21 protein-coding genes are annotated in these 20,748 nt (G+C 71.5%); 15 read left to right on the forward strand and 6 right to left on the reverse strand.

Annotation, left to right across the window (positions count from 1 at the left end; translation table 11 throughout):
* Positions 1-27 precede the first annotated feature (27 nt).
* On the reverse strand, positions 28-1,380 hold the full coding sequence (locus AC5WRT_RS12760) for a ferredoxin reductase family protein (protein WP_496093419.1): 1,353 nt from the start codon (positions 1,378-1,380) through the stop codon (positions 28-30).
* Positions 1,381-1,588: 208 nt separating this feature from the next.
* Here AC5WRT_RS12760 and AC5WRT_RS12765 point away from each other — a divergent pair, with 208 nt between their 5' ends.
* A complete protein-coding gene (locus AC5WRT_RS12765; protein ID WP_496093418.1) occupies positions 1,589-2,329 on the forward strand; it encodes a response regulator transcription factor in 741 nt (246 codons plus the stop codon).
* Positions 2,326-3,804, forward strand: a complete 1,479-nt coding sequence (locus AC5WRT_RS12770; RefSeq protein WP_496093417.1) for a sensor histidine kinase — start codon at positions 2,326-2,328, stop codon at positions 3,802-3,804. Before AC5WRT_RS12765 ends, AC5WRT_RS12770 begins: the two co-directional genes overlap by 4 nt.
* A gap of 30 nt (positions 3,805-3,834) precedes the next feature.
* On the opposite strand, the gene AC5WRT_RS12775 is transcribed toward AC5WRT_RS12770, so the two are convergent.
* Positions 3,835-4,539, reverse strand: coding sequence for a L,D-transpeptidase family protein (locus AC5WRT_RS12775; protein ID WP_496093416.1), 705 nt, complete (start codon positions 4,537-4,539; stop codon positions 3,835-3,837).
* A gap of 3 nt (positions 4,540-4,542) precedes the next feature.
* Positions 4,543-5,130 carry a pyridoxamine 5'-phosphate oxidase family protein gene (locus AC5WRT_RS12780; protein WP_496093415.1) on the reverse strand — a complete coding sequence of 196 codons (588 nt, stop codon included), beginning with the start codon at positions 5,128-5,130 and terminating at the stop codon, positions 4,543-4,545.
* A 410-nt stretch (positions 5,131-5,540) separates the two neighbouring features.
* Here AC5WRT_RS12780 and argH point away from each other — a divergent pair, with 410 nt between their 5' ends.
* The 4 genes from argH (at position 5,541) to AC5WRT_RS12800 (ending at position 10,261) form a co-directional block, all read left to right on the forward strand.
* Complete coding sequence (gene argH, locus AC5WRT_RS12785; RefSeq protein ID WP_496093414.1) at positions 5,541-6,974, forward strand: argininosuccinate lyase; 1,434 nt, start codon at positions 5,541-5,543, stop codon at positions 6,972-6,974.
* Positions 6,975-7,136: 162 nt separating this feature from the next.
* Positions 7,137-8,108 (forward strand): aldo/keto reductase, encoded by a 972-nt coding sequence (locus AC5WRT_RS12790; RefSeq protein ID WP_496093413.1) that lies wholly within the window; start codon positions 7,137-7,139, stop codon positions 8,106-8,108.
* A gap of 81 nt (positions 8,109-8,189) precedes the next feature.
* Complete coding sequence (locus AC5WRT_RS12795; RefSeq protein WP_496093412.1) at positions 8,190-8,741, forward strand: TetR/AcrR family transcriptional regulator; 552 nt, start codon at positions 8,190-8,192, stop codon at positions 8,739-8,741.
* On the forward strand, positions 8,738-10,261 hold the full coding sequence (locus tag AC5WRT_RS12800; protein WP_496093411.1) for an MFS transporter: 1,524 nt from the start codon (positions 8,738-8,740) through the stop codon (positions 10,259-10,261). Before AC5WRT_RS12795 ends, AC5WRT_RS12800 begins: the two co-directional genes overlap by 4 nt.
* A gap of 310 nt (positions 10,262-10,571) precedes the next feature.
* On the opposite strand, the gene AC5WRT_RS12805 is transcribed toward AC5WRT_RS12800, so the two are convergent.
* The gene (locus AC5WRT_RS12805; RefSeq protein ID WP_496093410.1) at positions 10,572-11,243 is read right to left on the reverse strand and encodes a lysophospholipid acyltransferase family protein; all 672 of its coding nucleotides are present in this window, start codon (positions 11,241-11,243) and stop codon (positions 10,572-10,574) included.
* 366 nt (positions 11,244-11,609) lie between these two features.
* On the opposite strand from AC5WRT_RS12805, the gene AC5WRT_RS12810 reads away from it, so the two are divergent.
* The 3 genes from AC5WRT_RS12810 to AC5WRT_RS12820 all read left to right on the forward strand — a co-directional run bounded on the left by AC5WRT_RS12810 (position 11,610) and on the right by AC5WRT_RS12820 (position 13,928).
* Positions 11,610-12,785, forward strand: a complete 1,176-nt coding sequence (locus AC5WRT_RS12810; protein WP_496093409.1) for a glycerophosphodiester phosphodiesterase — start codon at positions 11,610-11,612, stop codon at positions 12,783-12,785.
* 92 nt (positions 12,786-12,877) lie between these two features.
* The gene (locus AC5WRT_RS12815; protein WP_496093408.1) at positions 12,878-13,384 is read left to right on the forward strand and encodes an RNA polymerase sigma factor; all 507 of its coding nucleotides are present in this window, start codon (positions 12,878-12,880) and stop codon (positions 13,382-13,384) included.
* A 46-nt stretch (positions 13,385-13,430) separates the two neighbouring features.
* The gene (locus AC5WRT_RS12820; RefSeq protein WP_496093443.1) at positions 13,431-13,928 is read left to right on the forward strand and encodes a GNAT family N-acetyltransferase; all 498 of its coding nucleotides are present in this window, start codon (positions 13,431-13,433) and stop codon (positions 13,926-13,928) included.
* A gap of 33 nt (positions 13,929-13,961) precedes the next feature.
* On the opposite strand, the gene AC5WRT_RS12825 is transcribed toward AC5WRT_RS12820, so the two are convergent.
* Complete coding sequence (locus AC5WRT_RS12825; RefSeq protein ID WP_496093407.1) at positions 13,962-14,381, reverse strand: hypothetical protein; 420 nt, start codon at positions 14,379-14,381, stop codon at positions 13,962-13,964.
* 1 nt (position 14,382) lies between these two features.
* A complete protein-coding gene (locus AC5WRT_RS12830) occupies positions 14,383-14,742 on the reverse strand; it encodes a hypothetical protein (RefSeq protein WP_496093406.1) in 360 nt (119 codons plus the stop codon).
* An 87-nt stretch (positions 14,743-14,829) separates the two neighbouring features.
* Here AC5WRT_RS12830 and AC5WRT_RS12835 point away from each other — a divergent pair, with 87 nt between their 5' ends.
* The 6 genes from AC5WRT_RS12835 to cbiE all read left to right on the forward strand — a co-directional run bounded on the left by AC5WRT_RS12835 (position 14,830) and on the right by cbiE (position 20,622).
* A complete protein-coding gene (locus tag AC5WRT_RS12835) occupies positions 14,830-15,480 on the forward strand; it encodes an HAD family hydrolase (protein ID WP_496093405.1) in 651 nt (216 codons plus the stop codon).
* Positions 15,481-15,820: 340 nt separating this feature from the next.
* On the forward strand, positions 15,821-16,855 hold the full coding sequence (locus tag AC5WRT_RS12840; RefSeq protein WP_496093404.1) for a methionine ABC transporter ATP-binding protein: 1,035 nt from the start codon (positions 15,821-15,823) through the stop codon (positions 16,853-16,855).
* A complete protein-coding gene (locus tag AC5WRT_RS12845; protein WP_496093403.1) occupies positions 16,852-17,589 on the forward strand; it encodes a methionine ABC transporter permease in 738 nt (245 codons plus the stop codon). The genes AC5WRT_RS12840 and AC5WRT_RS12845 overlap by 4 nt, the downstream gene beginning before the upstream one ends.
* A gap of 117 nt (positions 17,590-17,706) precedes the next feature.
* Complete coding sequence (locus AC5WRT_RS12850; protein WP_496100234.1) at positions 17,707-18,537, forward strand: MetQ/NlpA family ABC transporter substrate-binding protein; 831 nt, start codon at positions 17,707-17,709, stop codon at positions 18,535-18,537.
* A gap of 129 nt (positions 18,538-18,666) precedes the next feature.
* On the forward strand, positions 18,667-19,305 hold the full coding sequence (locus tag AC5WRT_RS12855) for a GNAT family N-acetyltransferase (protein ID WP_496093401.1): 639 nt from the start codon (positions 18,667-18,669) through the stop codon (positions 19,303-19,305).
* An 87-nt stretch (positions 19,306-19,392) separates the two neighbouring features.
* On the forward strand, positions 19,393-20,622 hold the full coding sequence (gene cbiE, locus AC5WRT_RS12860) for a precorrin-6y C5,15-methyltransferase (decarboxylating) subunit CbiE (protein ID WP_496093400.1): 1,230 nt from the start codon (positions 19,393-19,395) through the stop codon (positions 20,620-20,622).
* The last annotated feature ends 126 nt before the right edge of the window (positions 20,623-20,748 follow it).

The raw sequence follows: 20,748 nt of genomic DNA on the forward strand, positions 1-20,748 counted from the left end.
TGATCTGCCTCGCAGCTTCGCTGGTTGTCACAGTTCGAACGACTCGTGGTGGATACGGCGGTCCGGGACCCCGGCCGCCCGCAGTGCCTCGTACACGTCCCGGGCGAAGCCGTGCGGCCCGCAGATGTAGACGTCGTGGCCGGCGATGCCGGGGAAGGTCGCGCGCAGTGACTCCGCCGTGATGGCGGGGCGCTCGCCGCGGGGGCCGTTCAGCGCGTACAGCACCTGGGCGCCGCGCCGGCGGGCGATCGCCTCCAGCTCCCCGCCGAGCGCCAGGTCCTCGGCACTGCGCGCCCGGTACAGCAGCGTGACCTCGCCGGGCAGCGTCTCGAACAGCGCCCGCAACGGGGTGATGCCGACACCGGCCGCGATGAGCAGGGAGTGGTGGCTGGTGGCCCGGTCGGCGGTCATGGAGCCGTAGGGGCCCTCCGCCCACACCCGGGTGCCGGGCCGCAGCAGGGCGACGGCCGCGCTGTGGTCGCCGAGCGCCTTGACCGTGATGCGCATCAGGTCCGGGCGCGGCGGCGCGGACAGGGAGTACGGCGTCGACGTCCAGCCCAGTCCCTCGCCGAGGAACCGCCAGCGGAAGAACTGCCCGGGCCGCGCCTCCAGCTCGTCCAGGTGCCGCCCGCGCACGACGACCGAGTACACACCGGGCGCCTCCTGGTGGACCGCGTCCACACGCAGCTGGTGGCGCCGGTTGAGACGGACCGGGGTGAGGATCCGGTACCACAGCACCAGGGCGGCGACGGCCAGGTACAGCGCGTACCAGACGGCGGTCGCGACCGGCTTGCCGTTGAACTCGTTCCCGAGCGTCAGCTGGTGGAAGAAGGCCAGGAACACGGCCGCGTACGTCAGCAGGTGCACGTAGTACCAGAACTCGTGGCTGGTGCGGCGGCGCACCGCCCGCGCCGAGGTGATGCCGACCGCGAAAAGGATCACCGTGCCGGCGGTGGCCTTGAGCATGTCCGGATAGTCCAGGACGACCGTCACCGTCTCGTGCCACACCGAGGCCCGGTCCTGGGCCGCGTACCCGGCGAGGATCAGCACGACGTGCGCGACCAGCAGGCAGACCGTGTACCGTCCCGCCATCGCGTGCCAGCGCGCCACCCGGTCCGAGCCGACCCGCCGCTCCAGCAGCGGCACCCGCGCCATCAGGCCGACCAGCACCGCGCAGGCGTACCCGCACAGCAGGCCGGCGATCCGCCCTGCGCCGGTCAGCCAGCCGGCCGCACCGATCACGGACCCGGTGTCCGTCCACCAGAGCGCGACCACGGCCGCCGCTCCGGCCCACAGCACGGCCAGCACGGGCCCCGCGGGGGAGCGCCGTGCGGTCCCGGGCACCGGAGGAGCCACCTGCCTCGCGTCCACGGTGGTCATCGATCGCGTCCCTTCGTCGTCGTACCGGGCCACTGTGCGCGGCGAAGCTCTGAGCCACCTCTGAACAACCCTCTGAACAGGTGGTTTGAGAGCAGACTCAGAGCGGGTTCTCAGACGGCCTTCAGGGCACCGGGGACGGCACTCAGAGAAAACTCAGAGGGCGGGCGCTACGCCCCACCGCGCCACCTGGGTGATGCTGGTAGACGCGATGAACACCACCCGTTCCGGCCGCCCGGCCCTCACCCGACCCGACGGCACCCCGCTGCGCGTCCTGGTCGTGGACGACGACCCCGACCTCGCCGAGGTGCTCACCGGCGCCCTGCGCTACGAGGGCTGGGAGGTGCGCGCGGCCTGCGACGGCGTCTCGGCCCTCGACGGCGCGCGCGAGCTGCTGCCCGACGCCGTCGTCCTCGACGTCATGCTCCCCGACACCGACGGCTTCGCCGTGCTGCGCCGGCTGCGGGAGGTGAAGCCGGACGTCTGTGTGCTCTTTCTCACGGCCCGGGACGCGGTCGAGGACCGGATCGCGGGCATCACGGCCGGCGGCGACGACTACGTCACCAAGCCCTTCAGCCTGGAGGAGGTCGTCGCGCGGCTGCGCGGCCTGCTGCGCCGGGCCGGCATGGCCCGCCAGCAGGAGGACGGACCGCGGCTGACGGTCGGCGACCTGGTCATGGACGAGGAGGCCCGCGAGGTCACCCGGGCCGGCGAGCTGATCGAGCTCTCACCCACCGAGTTCGAACTCCTCCGCTTCCTCATGCGCAACCCGCGCCGGGTGCTCAGCAAGGCCCAGATCCTCGACCGGGTGTGGTCCTACGACTTCGGCGGCCGGGCCCATGTCGTGGAGCTGTACATCTCCTACCTGCGCAAGAAGGTCGACGCGGGCCGCGAGCCCATGATCCACACCGTGCGCGGTGCGGGCTACGTGCTGAAGCCGGTGACCAAATGAGCCGTTTCTCCCGCTTCGGCGGTGCGGGTCGGCTGCCCCGGCCCCGCACGCTGCGCGCCCGGCTCATCGCGGGACTGGTCGTCCTGCTCGCCATCAGCTGTGCAGCGGTCGGGGTGGCCGCCGTCGTGGAACTGAACGGCTTCCTCACCCGTCGCCTCGACCAGCAACTGCAGCAGACCGGGCCGACCTTCGCGCAGAGCCTGGAGCACGGCACGTACAAGCCCTCCGACGGCGACGGCGACGAGCACGGTGACACCCGTCGGCAGTCGGCCGAGACGTTCGGCGCCCGCCTGATGAACGGCCGGGTCACCAGCGCCGCGGTCGTGCCTTCGGTCGAGAACCCCGACCTCGGGGCCGGCCTGACCGCCGCCGACCGGGCGGCGCTGGCCGCGGTGCCGGTGGACGGCCGGGGACACACCGTGTGCCTGTCCCACCTGCACGACTACCGGCTGATGGCCTGGCAGGGCCGGGACGGGGACGTGCTGATCACCGGGCTGCCGACCGAACCGGTACGGTCCGCCGTGCAGCGCCTGGAACTGGTCTCGGTGATCGTCTTCGGCCTGGCCCTGACCGCCACCGGGGTGGCCGGTGCCCTCTGGGTCCGCTGGTCCCTGCGCCCCCTCAGCCGGGTCGCCGCCACCGCCACCCGGGTCAGTGAGCTGCCGCTGGCCAGCGGCGAGGTCGCCCTGCCGCCGCGGGCGCCCGCGGCGGATCCGCGCAGTGAGGTCGGTCGGGTGGCGGCCGCGTTCAACCGCATGCTGCGGCACGTCGAGGACGCGCTGACCAAACGGCACGCGAGCGAAGAGCGGCTGCGTCGCTTCGCCGCCGACGCCAGCCATGAGCTGCGCACCCCGGTCGCCTCGGTTCGCGGTCACGCCGAGCTGGCCCTCCTTCACCCGGGTCCGGTGCCGCCGGAGGTGACCCGGGCGCTGGAGCGCATCGCCGCCGAGTCCTCCCGCATGGGCTTGATGGTCGACGACCTGCTCCTGCTCGCCCGGCTCGACGCCGGCCGTCCGCTGGAGCGCCACCCCGTCGACCTGACCCATCTGGTCCTCGACGCGGTCACCGACGCCCGCGCCGCCGGCCCCGACCACCGCTGGAGCCTGGACCTGCCCGAGGACCCGGTGACGGTGCCGGGCGACGCCCACCGTCTGCACCAGGTGGTGGCCAATCTGCTGGCCAACGCGCGTTTGCACACACCCGTCGGCACGAAGGTGTCGGTCATCCTGGAGGCCGACGCCGGTTCGGCCGTCCTCTCCGTCCACGACGACGGCCCCGGCGTCCCGGAAGACGTCCAGCCCGGCGTCTTCGAACGCTTCACCCGAGCCGAACACCGCCGCCACCCGAACGCCTCCGGCGCGGGGGCGGGCCTGGGGCTGTCGATCGTGGCGGCGGTGGCCGAGGCGCATGGCGGGGCGGTGGCCCTGGAGAGCAGACCGGGCTCCACGACGTTCCAGGTGCGCCTGCCCACCTGAGCCGCCGCCCCTCCCGCGGCGAGTCCTGCCTCAGTACCGGGTGACGGCCGTGGCCCCTGCCACGGTCCCGACGGCGACATGCGGCCGTTTCTCCGGCTCGGCCCACTGAAGGATCCGCCGCATCGCGTCCTTCGGCACCGAGACACAACCGGCCGTCGCCGCCTTCCCGTTCACATGGAGGAAGATCCCGGCGCCACGCCCTCGCACCGGCCGGTCGTAGTTGAACCCTACGACGAGCCCGTAGGCGTACTGGGTCGGGTAGGCGATCAGGTGCTCCGACTCGGAGGCACGGCAGTCGGCGGGCAGCGGGTCGACCCACCGGTTGTACGATCGCGAGTCCATGTCCTCGCACCACCACGAACTCCCTGTCACCGCGCGGTAGGCGACTCTCGTCCCGCTCGGCGCCGCCTTGATCCCGAAGGCGAACGGAAGACCGTACAGGCCGGTCGGTGTGGTGTTCGTGCCCTGTGTGCGTGAGCCGCCCTCCGCCAGTCCGTTCGCTCCGAACCGCGCCGGAGCCCTGCCGGCCGCCACCCACTGTCCGTCCCGCAGGTCCCACCAAGTGAGCGTCCCCGACGTCGAGTCGGCGCGTGCCGCCTGCGCGGTGATCAGCTGACTGCCGCCGCCGGTGTCGGCCATCCGCGCGGGCAGCGGGACGGACCCGGCGCCCGCAGCCGGCGCGGGCAGGGCGAACGAGGAGGCGGACACGAGGGCGAGCAGGGCACCGGGGCGCATGGCTCAGACGGTAGCCGGAGGCAGTGGCAACGGCAGCCCGGGTAGTCCGTCCAGGCTCGTCGCCACGTGCTCCTTCTTTGCGAAGTACGTGCTCAGCGAGACGTCGTCCTCCCGCGCGAAACGCTTTCCGTGCAGGTCACGGTCCGTCTCGTACGCCATGTAGGGGACGGCGTAACCGCACGTGTCGCGGATCAGTTCCGCGTGGACGACGATGATCGCGCGCAGTCCGTGCATGCTCGGGTCGATGTCCGGGAACCGGGCGAGCAGTTCCCCGAAGCGCGGGTCGTCCCGGAAGACCGGCTCGCCCCTGCCGTGGACACGCACGATGTTCGGCGGGCCCTGGAAGGCGCACCACATCAGAGTGATCCGCCCGTTCTCCCTGAGATGCGCGATGGTCTCGGCGTTCGACCCGGCGAAGTCCAGGTAGGCCACGGTCTGTTCGTCGAGCACGGTGAAGGAGCCCCTGAGGCCCTTGGGGGAGAGGTTCACCGTGCCGTCGCCGGACAGCGGGGCGGTCGCGGTGAAGAAGAGGGGTTGCTCCTCGATGAACGTCCGGAGCCTGCCGTCGATGCGCTCGTAGCTCTTTCCCATGTCCACGGAGTATCGACGCAACTCCTTCGATTGTCTAAGTATTTCTCCGAAGAATCCCGTCGGCACCACCGCGGCCGCCCCGGTCGGCGCTGGTCGGGGCGGTCACGGCTGCATGCCGTCTCACTTCGTGAGCGTGCAGGTGGCGGGTCGGCGATTGAACGACGCGGCGCCTGCGTGCGGTGGGAGGTACGGCAAAGCGAGTGCCGCCGTTCAGGGGCCCGGCAAATTGACGAATCATGCAGCACTCTGCATACTCATACACAATGGCAGGGACAGTGCGCGGAGAGACCCGTGAACGCCCTGTGCATCGACATCCACGGCCTGCCCCCGCGGATCGCCGCCCGTCGCGATCCGCGGGCATAACCTGACGCGCACTCCGTCCGTCCGACCATTTCCTAGGAGCAGCCCAAGTGAGCAGCAACAGCGATGAGGTACGGCTCTGGGGCGGCCGTTTCGCCGACGGTCCCGCCGAGGCCCTGGCGAAGCTGTCCGCGTCCGTCCACTTCGACTGGCGGCTCGCGCCGTACGACATCGCCGGTTCGCGTGCCCACGCGCGCGTGCTGCGCAAGGCCGGCCTCCTCACGGCGGACGAGCTGCAGCGCATGATCGCCGGCCTCGACGAGCTGGAGGCCGACGTGGCCTCCGGCGCCTTCGTCGGCACCCTCGCCGACGAGGACGTGCACACCGCCCTGGAGCGCGGCCTGCTGGAGCGCCTCGGCCCGGACCTCGGCGGCAAGCTCCGTGCCGGCCGGTCACGGAACGACCAGGTGGCGACCCTCTTCCGGATGTACCTGCGCGACCACGCCCGTACGATCGGCGGCCTGATCGCCGACCTCCAGGACGCCCTGATCGGCCTCGCCGAGGCCCACCCGGACGTGGCGATGCCGGGCCGCACCCACCTCCAGCACGCCCAGCCGGTCCTGTTCGCGCACCACGTCCTCGCCCACGTGCAGTCCCTGTCCCGGGACGCCGAGCGGCTGCGCCAGTGGGACGAGCGCACGGCGGTGTCGCCGTACGGCTCCGGCGCACTCGCCGGCTCCTCGCTCGGCCTGGACCCGGAGGCGGTCGCGAAGGACCTCGGCTTCGAGCACGGCAGCGTCGGCAACTCCATCGACGGCACGGCCTCGCGTGACTTCGTCGCCGAGTTCGCCTTCATCACCGCGATGATCGGCGTGAACGTCTCCCGGATCGCCGAGGAGATCATCATCTGGAACACGAAGGAGTTCTCCTTCGTGAGCCTGCACGACGCGTTCTCCACCGGCTCGTCGATCATGCCGCAGAAGAAGAACCCGGACATCGCCGAGCTGGCCCGCGGCAAGTCGGGCCGCCTGATCGGCAACCTGACGGGTCTGATGGCGACGTTGAAGGCCCTGCCGCTCGCCTACAACCGTGACCTCCAGGAGGACAAGGAGCCGGTCTTCGACTCCTGCGACCAGCTGGAGGTCCTGCTGCCCGCCTTCACCGGCATGATCGCCACCCTCACCGTCAACCGCGAACGCATGGAGGAACTGGCCCCGGCCGGCTTCTCGCTCGCCACCGACATCGCCGAGTGGCTGGTCAAGCAGGGCGTGCCGTTCCGGGTGGCGCACGAGGTCGCGGGCGAGTGCGTCAAGGCCGCCGAGGCGGAGGGCAAGGAACTGGACGACCTCACGGACGAGCAGTTCGCGAAGATCTCCGCACATCTCACTCCGGAGGTGCGCTCGGTCCTCAATGTGCCGGGCGCCCTGTCCTCCCGCGACGGGCGCGGAGGCACGGCACCCGGCGCGGTCGCCGTCCAGCTGGCCGAGATGAAGGCGGACGTTGCGGCCCAGCACGAGTGGGCGGACGCAAAGAAGAAGAGCTGAGGCGAAGCGGCCCTGAACGGGGGGCATGGGAACCGCGCCGGTGACCACGGCGCGCCCGTGAGCCGGAGCACCGGCCGGACACGGGTTCTCGGGCGGACCTCGGGGTCATCGCGGGTTACGTTGGTCGACAGCCGTACCGGAGCCGACCGAACGGAGCCCGTGATGCCCTTCGCCCGTCTCGCCGCAGCAACCACGCCGACCTGCCACATCGGCCTCGGCCTGGCCGCAGTGGGTCGCCCCGGCTACATCAACCTGGACCGCGACGAGGACCTCGGAGAGAACCGCAGCGTGGAGGCGCTGCGCACCCGGACGCACGAACTCCTCGACGCCGCCTACGCGCAGGGCGTGCGCTACGTCGACGTGGCCCGCTCCTACGGCCGTTCGGAGGAGTTCCTCGCCGACTGGCTGAACGCCCGCCCGGACAGCGACGACGTGGTCGTCGGCAGCAAATGGGGCTACACCTACACCGCCGGCTGGTCGGCGGACGCCGAGACCCACGAGGTCAAGGACCACAGCCTCGCCGCCTACGAGCGGCAGCGGGCCGAGACCGACGCCGTACTCGGCGACCGCCTCGACCTCTACCAGATCCACTCGGTCACCCCGGACAGCCCCGCTCTCACGGACAAGGACCTGCACGCCCGTCTCGCCGAGGCCGCCGCGCAGGGCCTGACGATCGGCTTCTCCACCAGCGGCCCCGCGCAGGCCGAGGCCGTCCGCGCCGCTCTGGAGGTGACCGTCGGGGGTGAGCCCCTCTTCCGTACCGTCCAGTCGACGTACAACGTGCTCGAGCCCTCTGCCGCCCCCGCGCTCGCCGAGGCGCACGACGCCGGGCTCACCGTGATCGTCAAGGAGGGCATGGCCAACGGCCGGCTGGCCGAGCCGCACGCGCCCGAGCCGCTGCGGACCGTCGCCGAGGAGACCGGTCTCGGCTGCGACGCGGTGGCCCTCGCCTGGATCCTCTCCCGGCCCTGGGCCGGCGTCGTCCTGTCCGGCGCGGCGACGGTCACCCAGCTCGTCTCCAACCTCCACGCCCCCGCCGTCGACCTCGACGAGGACCAGCTGACCCGCCTCGCCGCCCTCGCCGAGGACCCGCGCGCCTACTGGGAGCGTCGCGGACAGCTGCCCTGGCACTGATCCCAGACCCCCTGGCCGGTCACGTGAGTCACGAACGCCCTGCATGAGACAAGTTCGTCTCATTCAAGCTATCCTTGTCTCATGGCTCTCGATCGTGACCAGGTTCTGCGCAGCGCGGCCGCCCTGCTGACCCGCAAGTCCACCGCGACCATGGACGAGGTCGCCAAGGCCGCCGGGATCAGCCGGGCCACGCTGCACCGCCACTTCGCCGGGCGGGACGCACTCGTCCGGGCGCTGGAGGCACTCGGTATCGAGGAGTGCGCGGCGGCCGTGGACCGTGCCCGGCCGGACGACGGGCCCGCGAGCGAGGCCGTACGCAGGCTGGTGCGCGAGCTCCAGCCCGCGGCCGGACTGCTCGCCTTCCTGTACGGCGAGAGCCAGCTGTGGGAGGGCGAGCGGCAGAACGACGGCTGGCAGCGGCTTGACGCGCGCATCGGCGCCGTCTTCGAACGCGGTCAGCGAAACGGCGAGTTCCGCATCGACCTCCCCCCGGTCTGGCTCACCGAGGCGCTGTACGGCCTGATCGCCTCCTGCGCCTGGGCCACCCTGGACGGCCGCGTGGCCGCCAGGGACTTCCCGACGATGGTCGCCGGGCTGTTGCTCGGCGGCGCTCTGCGAAGAGAGGAATCATGACCAGCACCCTGCAGCCGGCGCACAGGGCGGAGGCGGTGAAGCGCCCGGGCCGCTGGCTCGCGCTCTCCGTCCTCGTCCTGGCCGTGCTGCTGGTGGCCGTCGACGCCACTGTCCTCGGCCTGGCGACCCCCTACATCAGCGAAGACCTGCACCCCTCCGGCACCCAGCTCCTGTGGATCGGCGACGTGTACTCCTTCGTCATCGCAGGTCTGCTGGTCTCCATGGGCAGCCTGGGCGACCGCATCGGCCGCAAGCGGATCCTGCTCGGCGGCGCCACGGCGTTCGGCGCGATCTCCGCGCTCAACGCGTACGCCACCACACCGGAACTGATGATCCTCGCGCGGGCGCTGCTCGGTGTCGCGGGCGCCACCCTGATGCCCGCCACCCTCGCCCTGATCCGCAACCTCTTCAACGACCCGCGCGAGCGCAGCCTCGCCGTCGGCATCTGGGGCGCCACCGCCTCCGCCGGCACCGCGATCGGCCCGATCGCCGGCGGCTTCCTCCTCGAGCACTTCTGGTGGGGCTCGGTCTTCCTGATCAACCTGCCCGTGCTGGCGGTCCTGGTCCTGGTCGGCATCCGCACGCTGCCCGAGTCCCGCAATCCGAACCCCGGCCCGTGGGACCTGTTCAGCGTCGTCCTGTCGCTGGCCGGCACGATCGGCGTCGTGTACGCCGTCAAGGAGGCCGCCACGCACGGCCTCTCCGGGCCCACGGTCGCCGCGGGCCTGCTGGGCGCGGCCGCGCTCCGCGGCTTCGTGCGCCGCCAGCTCGGCATGCCGGCCCCGCTGCTGGACATGCGGCTCTTCCGGCAGCGCGGCTTCAGCGGGGCGGTCCTCGCCGACCTGCTGACCGTGCTGGGCATGTCCGGCCTGGTGTTCTTCCTCTCCCAGTACCTGCAACTCGTCCAGGGCAGGCGCCCGTTCGAGGCCGGCCTGGCCGAACTGCCCGCCGCCGTCGGCGCGGTGGCGGCCGGTCTGGTCGCGGGCCGGGCGGCCCGCCGCTTCTCGGTCCGTACCGTGGTCTCCGGCGGCCTCGCGGGCGTCGGCCTGGCCCTGGCCGGACTGACGGCCATGGGGCGCTCCACCGGCTATCCGGCCCTCGGGGCCGCGCTCCTGGTCGTGGGCATCGGTGCGGGGCTGTCCTTCACCGTCACCGCCGACGTGATCCTCTCCAGCGTGCCCAAGGAGCAGGCCGGCGCGGCCTCGGCGGTGTCCGAGACGGCGTACGAACTGGGCGCGGCCCTCGGCATCGCCCTGCTGGGCTCGATCGTCACGGGCGCCTACCGTGACTTCACCGGCCCGGCCGGCACTCCCGCCGAGGCCCACGAGTCACTGGGCGCGGCCGTGGAGGCGGCGACGAAGATGCCCCCGCACACGGCAGGGGTACTCCTGGACGCCTCCCGCGACGCCTTCGTCCACGGGATGCACCTGGCCTCGGGCGCGGGAGCGGCCGTCCTGCTGGGAACGGCGCTGGCGGCGTGGTTCCTGCTGAAGGGGCAGAACCTCGAGGGCGCCGGCTGAGCGAAGCGCCCCGAACGGGACGCGAGAAACCACCACGCACACGCGCCCGCAAGCAGCCGGCACGCCCTACCGCTGGGCCCCTGTCGTCGAACTCCTGCCCGCCCTTCGGGCGGACGACGGGAGTTCGACGACAGGACCAGCGGGTTTCGTTCGGGTCGGCCCGGGCCCGTGACGCCCGGCACGGCACCTCGCCGTGTTGTCGGACCACCCGGGTACGCCCGGTACGCCGGTGCTCCTCCGCCGTGCGACGCATCGCGCCGGACGCCGAGGCCCGTCCGGCCTGATCCGAACGAAACCCCCCTGGGCGACCCTAGGCGGCCTTTGCCTTGGTCGCGTACATGTCCACGTACTCCTGCCCCGACAGCCGCATGACCTCCGCCATCACGGAATCGGTCACGGCCCGCAGCACATACCGGTCCCGGTCCATCCCGTCGTACCGGGAGAACTCCATCGCCTCACCGAAGCGGACGGTGACCTTGCCGGGCCGCGGGATGCCCCGGCCCCCCGGCTGCAGCTTGTCCGTGCCGATCATGGCGAACGGAACGACCGGCGCACCGGTCATCAGCGTCAGTCGCGCGATACCGGTGCGCCCCCGGTACAGCCGGCCGTCGGGCGACCGGGTGCCCTCGGGGTAGATCCCGAAGATCTTGCCCTCCTCCAGGATCCGCCGCCCTGTCATCAGTGCGGCCACGCCCCCGCTCGCGCCGTCCCGGTCCACCGGGATCATGCCGACGCCGGTGAAGAACCACGCCATCAGCCGGCCCTTGAAGCCCTTGCCGGTGACGTACTCGTCCTTGCCGATGAAGAAGACCTGCCGCTTGGTGACGAGCGGCAGCACGATCGAGTCGATGAACGTCAGGTGATTGCCCGCCAGGATGACCGGACCGTCGCCGGGGATGTGCTCCGCGCCCTCCACCTGTGGGCGGAACATCAGGCGCATGATCGGTCCGAGCACTGCCTTGATGAGCGCGAAGCGGGACAACGGGTCCTCCGATGTCGAGGTGGTCGATATGTGTCTGTGCAGGTGAGGAGATTACTCGCGGCTCCCGGCCGGGCGCACATCGGGGACGCCCGGTTCACCGAGGTCTTACGAAGTGTTGACGCGGGTTTACCTGCGGTGACGCCCGGGGGACCGAACGTAACACCCTTGAGACGATGTGACGGATCTCGCGAACGGCCGTCACCCACTCGGCTACCCGGCCGGTGGCCGCCGAAGCCGACGGTCCGTCAGCACACCGCTCCCACGGGACACACGGAGTCCCCCGGGTGTTCCGCCGGGGGACTCCCTTCGGTCATGTCCACGCCCCTACGATCGGCGCGACTCACGAGCGGACGGCAGGAGGCGCTGATGGGCGGCGACCAGGCGGACAAGAAGACGCAGGGCACCGGGCGGCGGGCGATCCTCGGCGCGGCGGTGTTCGGCGTGAGCGGAGCGGCCCTCGGACTGCCGGGCACGGCCGAGGCCGCCGAGCCCACGACCGCGGGGCGGGGCGGCCGGGGCCTGAAGAGCCTGCCGGTGCCGACGATCATCGGCCATCGCGGGGCGGCCGGCTACCGTCCCGAGCACACCTTCGGCTCGTACCACCTGGCCCTGGACCTGGGCGCCGACGTCGTCGAGGCCGGTGACCTGGTGCCCACCAAGGACGGCCATCTGGTCTGCCGGCACGAGCCGGAGATCGGCGGCACCACGGACGTCGCCTCCCACCCGGAGTTCGCCGACCGGAAGACCACGAAGACGCTGGACGGGGTCGCCACCACCGGCTGGTTCACCGAGGACTTCACGCTCGCCGAACTGAAGACGCTGCGCGCGGTCGAGCGCATCCCGGCCAACCGGCCGCACAACACCCTGTACAACGGGCGCTGGGAGATCCCCACCTTCGAAGAGGTCCTGAAGTGGCAGGACGAGCAGACACGCAAGCGCGGCAGGCAGGTCTGGATCTACCCCGAGACCAAGCACCCCACGTACTTCCGCAAGCTCGGCCTAAGCCTCGAGGAGCGGGTCGCCAAGCTGCTGCGCGCATGTGGCAAGGACGGCCGGAACTCGCCGGTCATCCTGCAGTCGTTCGAGCCCACCAGCATCCAGAGGTTGAACCGACTGGTGGACAACCCGCTCGTCGTGCTGCTCTCCTCCGCCGACAGCCGCCCCTACGACTTCGTCGAGGCGGGCGACCCGCGCACGGTCGCCGATCTCATCACCCCGAAGGGCCTGCGCGAGATCGCCGGCTACGCCCAGGGCATCGGCCCGACCCTGGACCTCGTCATCCCGAAGAACCCGGACGGCACCCTGGGCGAGCCGACGAGCCTCGTCTCCGACGCGCACAAGGTGGGCCTGATCCTGCACCCCTACACCATGCGCAACGAGAACCCGTTCCTTCCGGCCGAATACCGCAGGGGCAGCGCGGCCGACGGCTACGGCGACTCCTTCGGCGCCTTCCGGACCTACTTCGCGACCGGCATCGACGGCGTCTTCACCGACAACGCCGACACCGGCCTGCTCGCGCGCGCCGACTTCCTCGAGGGCTGACCGCGTCAACCACGGCACCCGCCCGCACTCCGTTCGGAGTGTCTGCCCGCCGCCCCGGAAACCCGCTCCCGGGGCGGCGCGTCGTTCCGCATATGACACACGACCTGGTAGCCGCCCTGCATCCTCTGCTCACCGCCGAGGCATCCGCCGAGGCATATGCCACCGGAAGTGAGCCCGGCGACCTGGAGCAGGCCGTCTGGGTACGGCTGCTGGAGCGGCTGGAGACCGACGGGCCGCCGGGCGACCCGCAGCGCTGGCTGCGCAGGGCCGTACGGGCCGAGGCGCGCCGCAGCCGCCGTACGACCCGGCGGGAACTGCCGTACGGCCTCGAACCGGTCGACGACGGCCGCCCCGGACCGGAACAACTCGCCCTCACCGCCGCCCGGTGCCGCGCACTGCGCGACGCGGTGCGCCGGCTGCCCGGCCGCTGCCCCCGCCTGCTCGAGGCCCTGCTGTCCCCCAAGGACCTGACATACCGGGAGATCGCGGGGGAGTTGGGTATCTCACAGGGCAGTCTCGGCCCGGAACGCTCCAGATGTCTGGGATGTCTGCGTCGATTGCTCACGCCGGAGGTTGCGGCCCCCGAAGTGCGGGGATAGGAGTGAGGGAACAACGGATGATCAGGTGAGCGGGAGGCGTGCGCACATGGGCATGAGCGTGACCATCTCGGCGGCGACCGAGCAGGACGCGGAGCAGATCTTCAGGCTCCAGTACCTGTGCTTCCAGAGCGAGGCGGCGCTGTACGGCAACTACCGCATCGACCCGCTCGTGCAGACCCTGGACTCCGTCCGTCAGGAGGTCGCCTCCGACTGCGTCTTCGTCGCCCGGCTCGGCGACGAGGTGGTCGGATCGGTGCGCGGCAAGGTCACCGAGGACGGCGCGGCCGCCATCGGGACACTCTGCGTCCATCCCCGTCTCCAGGGCCACGGCATCGGCGCGCGGTTGCTGCGCGCTGCCGAGACGGCGCTGGAACAGCAGCGGGGCGCCACCAGGTTCCGCCTCCTCACCGGCCACCGCAGCGAGGGCAACCTCCGTCTGTACCGCCGCTCCGGATACGAGACGGTGGGCCGCTCCAAGGGCGACGACGGAGTGGAGCTGATCGTCCTGGAGAAGCCGGCGGGGGCTTTCGTCCGGACGGCGTGAGGAGAAAGCGCCCCGGGAGGGGCGCGACGCTCCTCAGGCGCGCGTCTCGTTCCGCGCCCTGCGCAGCCAGTACATCGCGGAGATCGGCAGCAGCACCGGAATGAAGATGTACCCCGCCCCGTAGTACGACCAGACGGTCGTGTCCGGGAACGCCGAGTGGTCGACCAGGGTCCAGGTACCGACGAGCAGCACCCCCGCGAGTTCGGCGGCACAGCACACCAGTGCCGCCCTGCGCGCCGTCTCCCCGCCCCGGATCAGCGTGTAGGTGATGAATCCGTACACGACACCGGCCACGGCCGACAGCGAGTAGGCGAGCGGCGCCCGGTCGAACTCCGTGGAGATCTGGTAGGCCGAACGCGACACGGCGCCGACCACCATCACGCCGTAGAACCAGACGAGCAGCATGCCCGGTCCTCTGATCAACCGGGTCGGCTTCTCCTCCACCGCCGTCATCTCAGCCTCCCCAGATGTCGAAGAGCCGCACTTCCAGCACGGCGAGCACCACACCGCCCGCGGCGACCGTCACCGAGCCCCAACGGGTCCGCTCGGCCAGGGACATGAACCCGGCCGCCGGAACGCACGCGAACGCGCCCAGCAGATACGCCACGAAGATCGTCGTGCCCTGCACCGGCCTCTCGCCACGCGCCAGCTGCACGATGCCGACCACCAGCTGGACCACGGCCAGCAGCGACACCACGGCCATGCCGATGAAGTGCCAGTCCTTCGTCGGCTGGTCGCGGTAGGCGGCCCAGCCGCACCAGGCGGCGAGCAACAGCGCGGCGACCCCGGTCACCAGCGTCAGGGCATTGAGCATGCGGTGACCTTATTACGGCGGAATCGGGCGCCCGCCGCCGACCCCGCCGTACGCCGGAGGGTCTAGACCACGTCGTAGGGTCGGGGTATGACGATCCACGCGCACGCCCTCCTGTTCGACAACGACGGCACCCTTGTCTCCTCCCTCGACTCCGTCGAGCGCTGCTGGACCCGCTGGGCCCGCGAGTACGCGATCACCGCCGAGCAGTTCGGGCGTGTGGCCCTGCACGGACGGCCCGCCGCCGAGATAGTCGCCGACCTGCTGCCCGCCCACCTGGTGCCGGAGGCGGTCGCCCGGGTCGAGCAGCTGGAGGTGGACGACGTAGCCGGCGGGGGCGTACGGCTGCTGCCCGGCACCCGGGACTTCCTGGACGCGCTGCCGGCCGACCGGTGGGCCGTCGTCACCTCCGCCACCCGGCGGCTCGCCGAGGCCCGTCTGGACGCCGTCGGCATCCTGCCCAAGACGCTGATCGCCGCGGACGACATCACGCGCGGCAAGCCCGACCCCGAGCCGTACCTGCTCGCCGCCCGGCAGCTCGGCGTCGATCCGGCCCGCTGCGTCGTCTTCGAGGACGCCCCGGCCGGACTGCAGGCGGGCCGCGCCGCCGGGATGACCACCGTGGCCTTGGCCACAACCCACCGGGCGGAAGAACTCGACGCCGACCTCGTGGTGGAGAACCTGTCCGCCCTGTCCGCACTGGTCACCGACACCGGCGTGGAGATCTCCGTCCGCCGCTGAGCCTCCCGCCCCTGCTGTCCGCCGCTGTCCACCATCCGGACAGTGGCGACCGGTCAGCACCGCAGGTCTGGTTTACTGATCGCATGACCACGACGAGCTGCCGCACCCTTGCGACCGAGGCGACCATGACGCCCGGTGCTCGTTGCCTGTGTCGCCTGATGTGCCGAATGTGCGCCTTCTAGAGGGCCCCCGCATCAGCTGAGCCTCGCGCCCCGAAGCGAGAGCCGTGGCGTGTCCGTGCGCACACTCCGTACGAGGCGCGCGTCCCCCCATGCCTGAACCGCATGCACCCGTGCCCGGGCACACCCACGCCCGCGCAACCGACAGTGACGGAAATCCTGTGATCACCACCTCGGGCCTGACCAAGGTCTACCGCTCCCGCGGCCGTGAGGTCACCGCCCTCGACGGCGTCGATCTGCACGTCCGCGAAGGCGAGGTCTACGGCGTCATCGGCCAGTCCGGCGCCGGCAAGTCCTCCCTCATCCGCTGCATCAACCTGCTGGAGCGCCCCACCTCCGGCACCGTGACCGTCGCCGGACAGGACCTCACCGCCCTCGCCGGCCGCGGTCCGCGCGCCGGCAAGGAACTGCGCCGGGCGCGGAGCCGCATCGGCATGGTCTTCCAGCACTTCAACCTGCTCTCCACGCGGACCGTGCAGGACAACGTCGAGCTGCCGCTGGAGATCCTCGGCAAGTCCGGGAAGGAACGTTCCCGTAGGGCGCTCGGACTTCTCGACCTCGTCGGTCTCGCCGACAAGGCCAAGGCCTACCCGGCCCAGCTCTCCGGCGGTCAGAAGCAGCGCGTCGGCATCGCCCGCGCCCTCGCCGGCGACCCCAAGGTGCTGCTCTCCGACGAGGCCACCAGCGCCCTCGACCCGGAGACCACCCGCTCCATCCTCCAGTTGCTGCGCGACCTGAACCGGCAACTGGGCCTGACCGTTCTGCTCATCACCCACGAGATGGACGTCGTCAAGGCGGTCTGCGACTCCGCCGCCCTCATGGAGAAGGGCCGGATCGCGGAGTCCGGCACCGTCAGCGAACTGCTGGCCACGCCCGGCTCCGAGCTGGCCGCCGCGCTGTTCCCGGTGAGCGGCGAGCGCACCGGCGCCGACCGGACCGTCCTCGACGTCACCTTCCACGGAGAGGCCGCCACCCAGCCCGTCATCTCCCAGCTCTCGCGCACCTACAACATCGACATCTCGATCCTCGGCGCCGCCATCGACACCGTCGGCGGCCTGCAGATCGGCCGCATGCGCATCGAACTGCCCGGCCGGTACGAGGACAACGTGGTGCCGATCGGCTTCCTGCGCGAACAGGGCCTGCAGATCGACGTCGTGGGCCGGGAGGCCCTGCTGGTGAAGGAGGGCGCCAGGTGACCTGGTCCGAGATGCAGCCGCTGCTGTCGCAGGCGTGCACCGAGACGTTCCGGATGGTGCTCTGGTCCACCCTGATCGCCGTCGCCGCCGGCCTTCCGCTCGGCATCCTCCTCGTCCTCACGGACCGCGGCGGCCTGCTGCAGAACGTCCTCGCCAACAAGGTGATCGGCCAGATCGTGAACATCGGCCGGTCCATGCCGTTCATCATCCTGATGGTCGCCCTGATGAGCTTCACGCGCTGGGTCACCGGGACGACGATCGGTACGACCGCCGCGATCGTGCCGCTCGCCATCGGCGGCATCCCGTTCTTCGCCCGGCTGGTCGAGACGGCCGTCCGCGAAGTGGACCACGGTCTCGTCGAGGCCGTGCAGTCGATGGGGGGCAACAGCTGGACGATCGTCCGCAAGGTCCTCGTCCCCGAGGCCCTGCCCTCGCTGATCGCCTCCTCCACCACCACGGTCATCGCTCTCATCGGCTACTCCGCCATGGCCGGCACGGTCGGCGGCGGCGGGCTCGGCGACCTCGCCGTCCGCTACGGCTATCAGCGCTTCGAGACCGAGCTGATGTGGATCACCGTCGCGATCCTCGCCGTCGTCATCTCCCTCATCCAGTTCGCCGGCGACCTCGCCGCACGCTCCCTGCACAGCCGCGGCGGCCGCTTTGGCCCGGCGCCCAGGCTCCGCCTGCTGAAGGCGAAGGAGCCGGCGGCGGCCGACGTCGGCAAGGCCGCCTGAGCGCTGCCCACGACTGCCCGTTCGCCCACCCGCCACCCGACCACCCCCCGACGACGGCGCTTCGCGCCGACAGCCCCTGGTCCGGGGTCGCACCACCCTTAAGGAAAGGCACTTTTCGTGCGTAACACCGCCAAGCTCACCACCGCCGTCCTCGCCGCCGGAGCCCTCACCTTCGGGCTGACCGCCTGCGGCTCCGGCAGTTCCTCCGCCTCCCACGACTACAGCGGCCCGCTCGTCGTCGCCGCGAGCCCGACCCCGCACGCCGAGATCCTGGACTTCGTCAAGAAGAACCTGGCGAAGAAGGCGGGCCTCGACCTGGAGGTCAAGGAGTTCACGGACTACATCACGCCGAACACGGCGACCGAGGACGGCTCCGTGGACGCCAACTACTTCCAGAACCAGCCGTACCTGGACGACTTCAACGCCAAGCGGGGCACCCACATCGTGCCCGTCGTCACGGTGCACCTGGAGCCGCTCGGTCTCTACTCCCACAAGGTCAAGAAGGCCGACGCGCTGAAGAGCGGTGCGACCGTCGCCGTCCCGAACGACGCCGTCAACGAGGCCCGTGCCCTGAAGCTGCTCGCCGCGAACGGCCTCATCGCCCTCAAGCCCGGCGTCGGCAACGAGGCCACCCCGCAGGACATCACCAAGAACCCCAAGAACCTCAGGTTCAAGGAGGTCGAGGCCGCCCAGACCCCGCGCTCCCTGGACGACGTGGACGCGGCCGTGGTGAACGGCAACTACGCCATCTCCGCCGGTCTGAAGCCCGCCAAGGACGCCATCATCCTGGAGTCCGCCAAGAACAACCCGTATGCCAACTTCCTCGCCGTGAAGAAGGGCAACGAGAAGGACCCGCGGGTCAAGAAGCTCGCCAAGCTCCTCGTCTCGCCCGAGGTCAAGAAGCTCATCGCGGACAAGTACCAGGGCTCGGTCATCCCCTCCTTCTGATCCGGCCCGCCCGCCCACGGGCCCGCTCCCGCACGGGAGCGGGCCCCGATCGTGCGGTTCAGTGGTTACATGCTGCATGCTGGGCAGTTCAGCAGGCCCTGAAGGTTTCCGAAGGTTACGGAGCGGCGCATGACTAGCACCTTCCCCAACATCTCCATCAGCACGGAGCGGTTGGTGCTGCGTCCCTTCGAGGAGTCCGACGTCGAGGCCTTCGCCGAGATGATGAACGACGAACTGGTCACCGCCTGGACCTCCGTGCCGCAGCCGTACACCGAGGCCGACGCCCGCGCCTGGATCACCGAACACGCCCCCGCCGAACGGGCGCAGGGACGCGGCATCGTCTTCGCCGTGGACGAGTTCCTCACCCAGCGCCTGGTCGGCACCGTCCATCTGCGGCACGCCGACTGGCGCGTGCGCTCCGCCGAGATCGCCTACGTCATCGCCCCCTGGGCACGCGGCGAGGGCTACGCCTCCGAGGCGGCCCTGGCCACCGCCCAGTGGCTGTTCCACGACCAGAAGTTCGAGCGCCTGGAGCTGCGCACCGCGGCCGACAACACCGCTTCCCAGCAGGTGGCCCAGAAGATCGGCTGCATCAGCGAGGGCGTCCTGCGCGGCGCCTGGATAGCCCGGACCCGGGACACTCGGGGCGAGTGGACCGACGTGCGCACCGACCTCATCGTCTGGAGCCTGCTGCCCGAGGACCTCGACGGCGTCGAGGAGCAGCTCGCCGACACGGGCGGTTTCACCTCGTACTCCGACTGGAACTGAGCCCCTCAGCCCCACCAGGTACGCTCGGGAGGCCCGGCCACGGGCCCGTACCCCTGACGACCTGCGACGACCTGGAGAGAAACGACGATGGCCGACCGGGTCACGGTGATCGGCTGGGACGGCTCGCCGCTGACCGACGCGGCACGAGCCGCCCTCGGCGCCGCCACACTCGTGGCAGGAGCGGCGCACCACCTGGCGCTGCCCGAGGTCCCGCCCGCCGCCGAACGCGTCCGCCTGGGCAGCGTCGCGCTCGCCGCCCGCCGGATCGCCGCCCATCGCGGCACCGCCGTCGTGTTCGCCGACGGCGATCCCGGCTTCTTCGGTGTCGTGCGGACCCTGCGCGCCCCGGAGTTCGGCCTGGAGGTCGAGGTCGTGCCCGCCGTCTCCTCCGTGGCCGCCGCCTTCGCCCGCGCCGGCATGCCCTGGGACGACGCCCAGGTGGTCGTCGCCCACCCGCGCACCCTGCGCCGGGCCGTGAACGTCTGCCGCGCCCACACCAAGGTCGCCGTCCTCACCGCGCCCGGCGCCGGACCGGCCGAACTCGGGCTGCTGTTGGAGGGCGTCCACCGGACCTTCGTCATCTGCGAGGAACTGGGCACCGACCGCGAGCAGGTCACCGTCGTCACCTCCGACAAGGCCGCCGACCACACCTGGCGCGACCCCAACGTCGTCATCGTCATCGGTGGCCCGGTCGGCGCGGGGGAGGGCGGTGGCTGGATCGCCGGCCGCGACCCGGGCGCCGGCCCGCGCGGCTGGGTGCAGCCCGACGCGAGCTACGGCGACGGACCGGCCGGCGGCCTCGGCGAGGGTGAACGGCAGCTGCTGCGCGCCGCCCAACTCGCCCGGCTCGGCCCCCGGGTCGGCGACCTGGTCTGGGACATCGGCAGCGGCTCCGGCGCGTTCGCCGCCGAGGCCGCGCGCGCCGGAGCGGCCGTCATCGCCGTCGACCGCGATCCCGCCGCCTGTGCCCGTACCGACGCGGCCGCGCGCCGGTACGGCGCCCAGCTCCAGATCGTCCAGGGCACCGCCCCGCACGTCCTGGAGGACCTGCCCGAACCGGACGTCGTCCGGGTCGGAGGCGGGGGAGCTGCTGTCGTCTCCGCCGTCGCCGACCGGCGCCCGCAGCGCATCGTCACCGACGCCGCCACCCGCGACGCGGCCGAACTCGTCGGCCGCGACCTGACCGAGCACGGATACCGGGTCGAGTGCGCACTGCTGCAGTCCGTCGAACTCGACACCCGTGCCTGGACGGAGACCGAGCGGAGCGTCGCGTTCCTGCTCACGGCAGAACTGCTGCGGCGCGAAGCGCCTCGATAAGGGGTGACGGGCGGGCGCTCCCCGAACGCGCCCCGTGATCCGATTGTCGTACCGCGCGCGGTAGGCTGGCCGATCGTTGTGCCACACCGGCGGCCCGGAACTTCGTTCGCCAATGTCCGGAAAGCA

Source organism: Streptomyces sp. NTD91 (assembly GCF_059510455.1).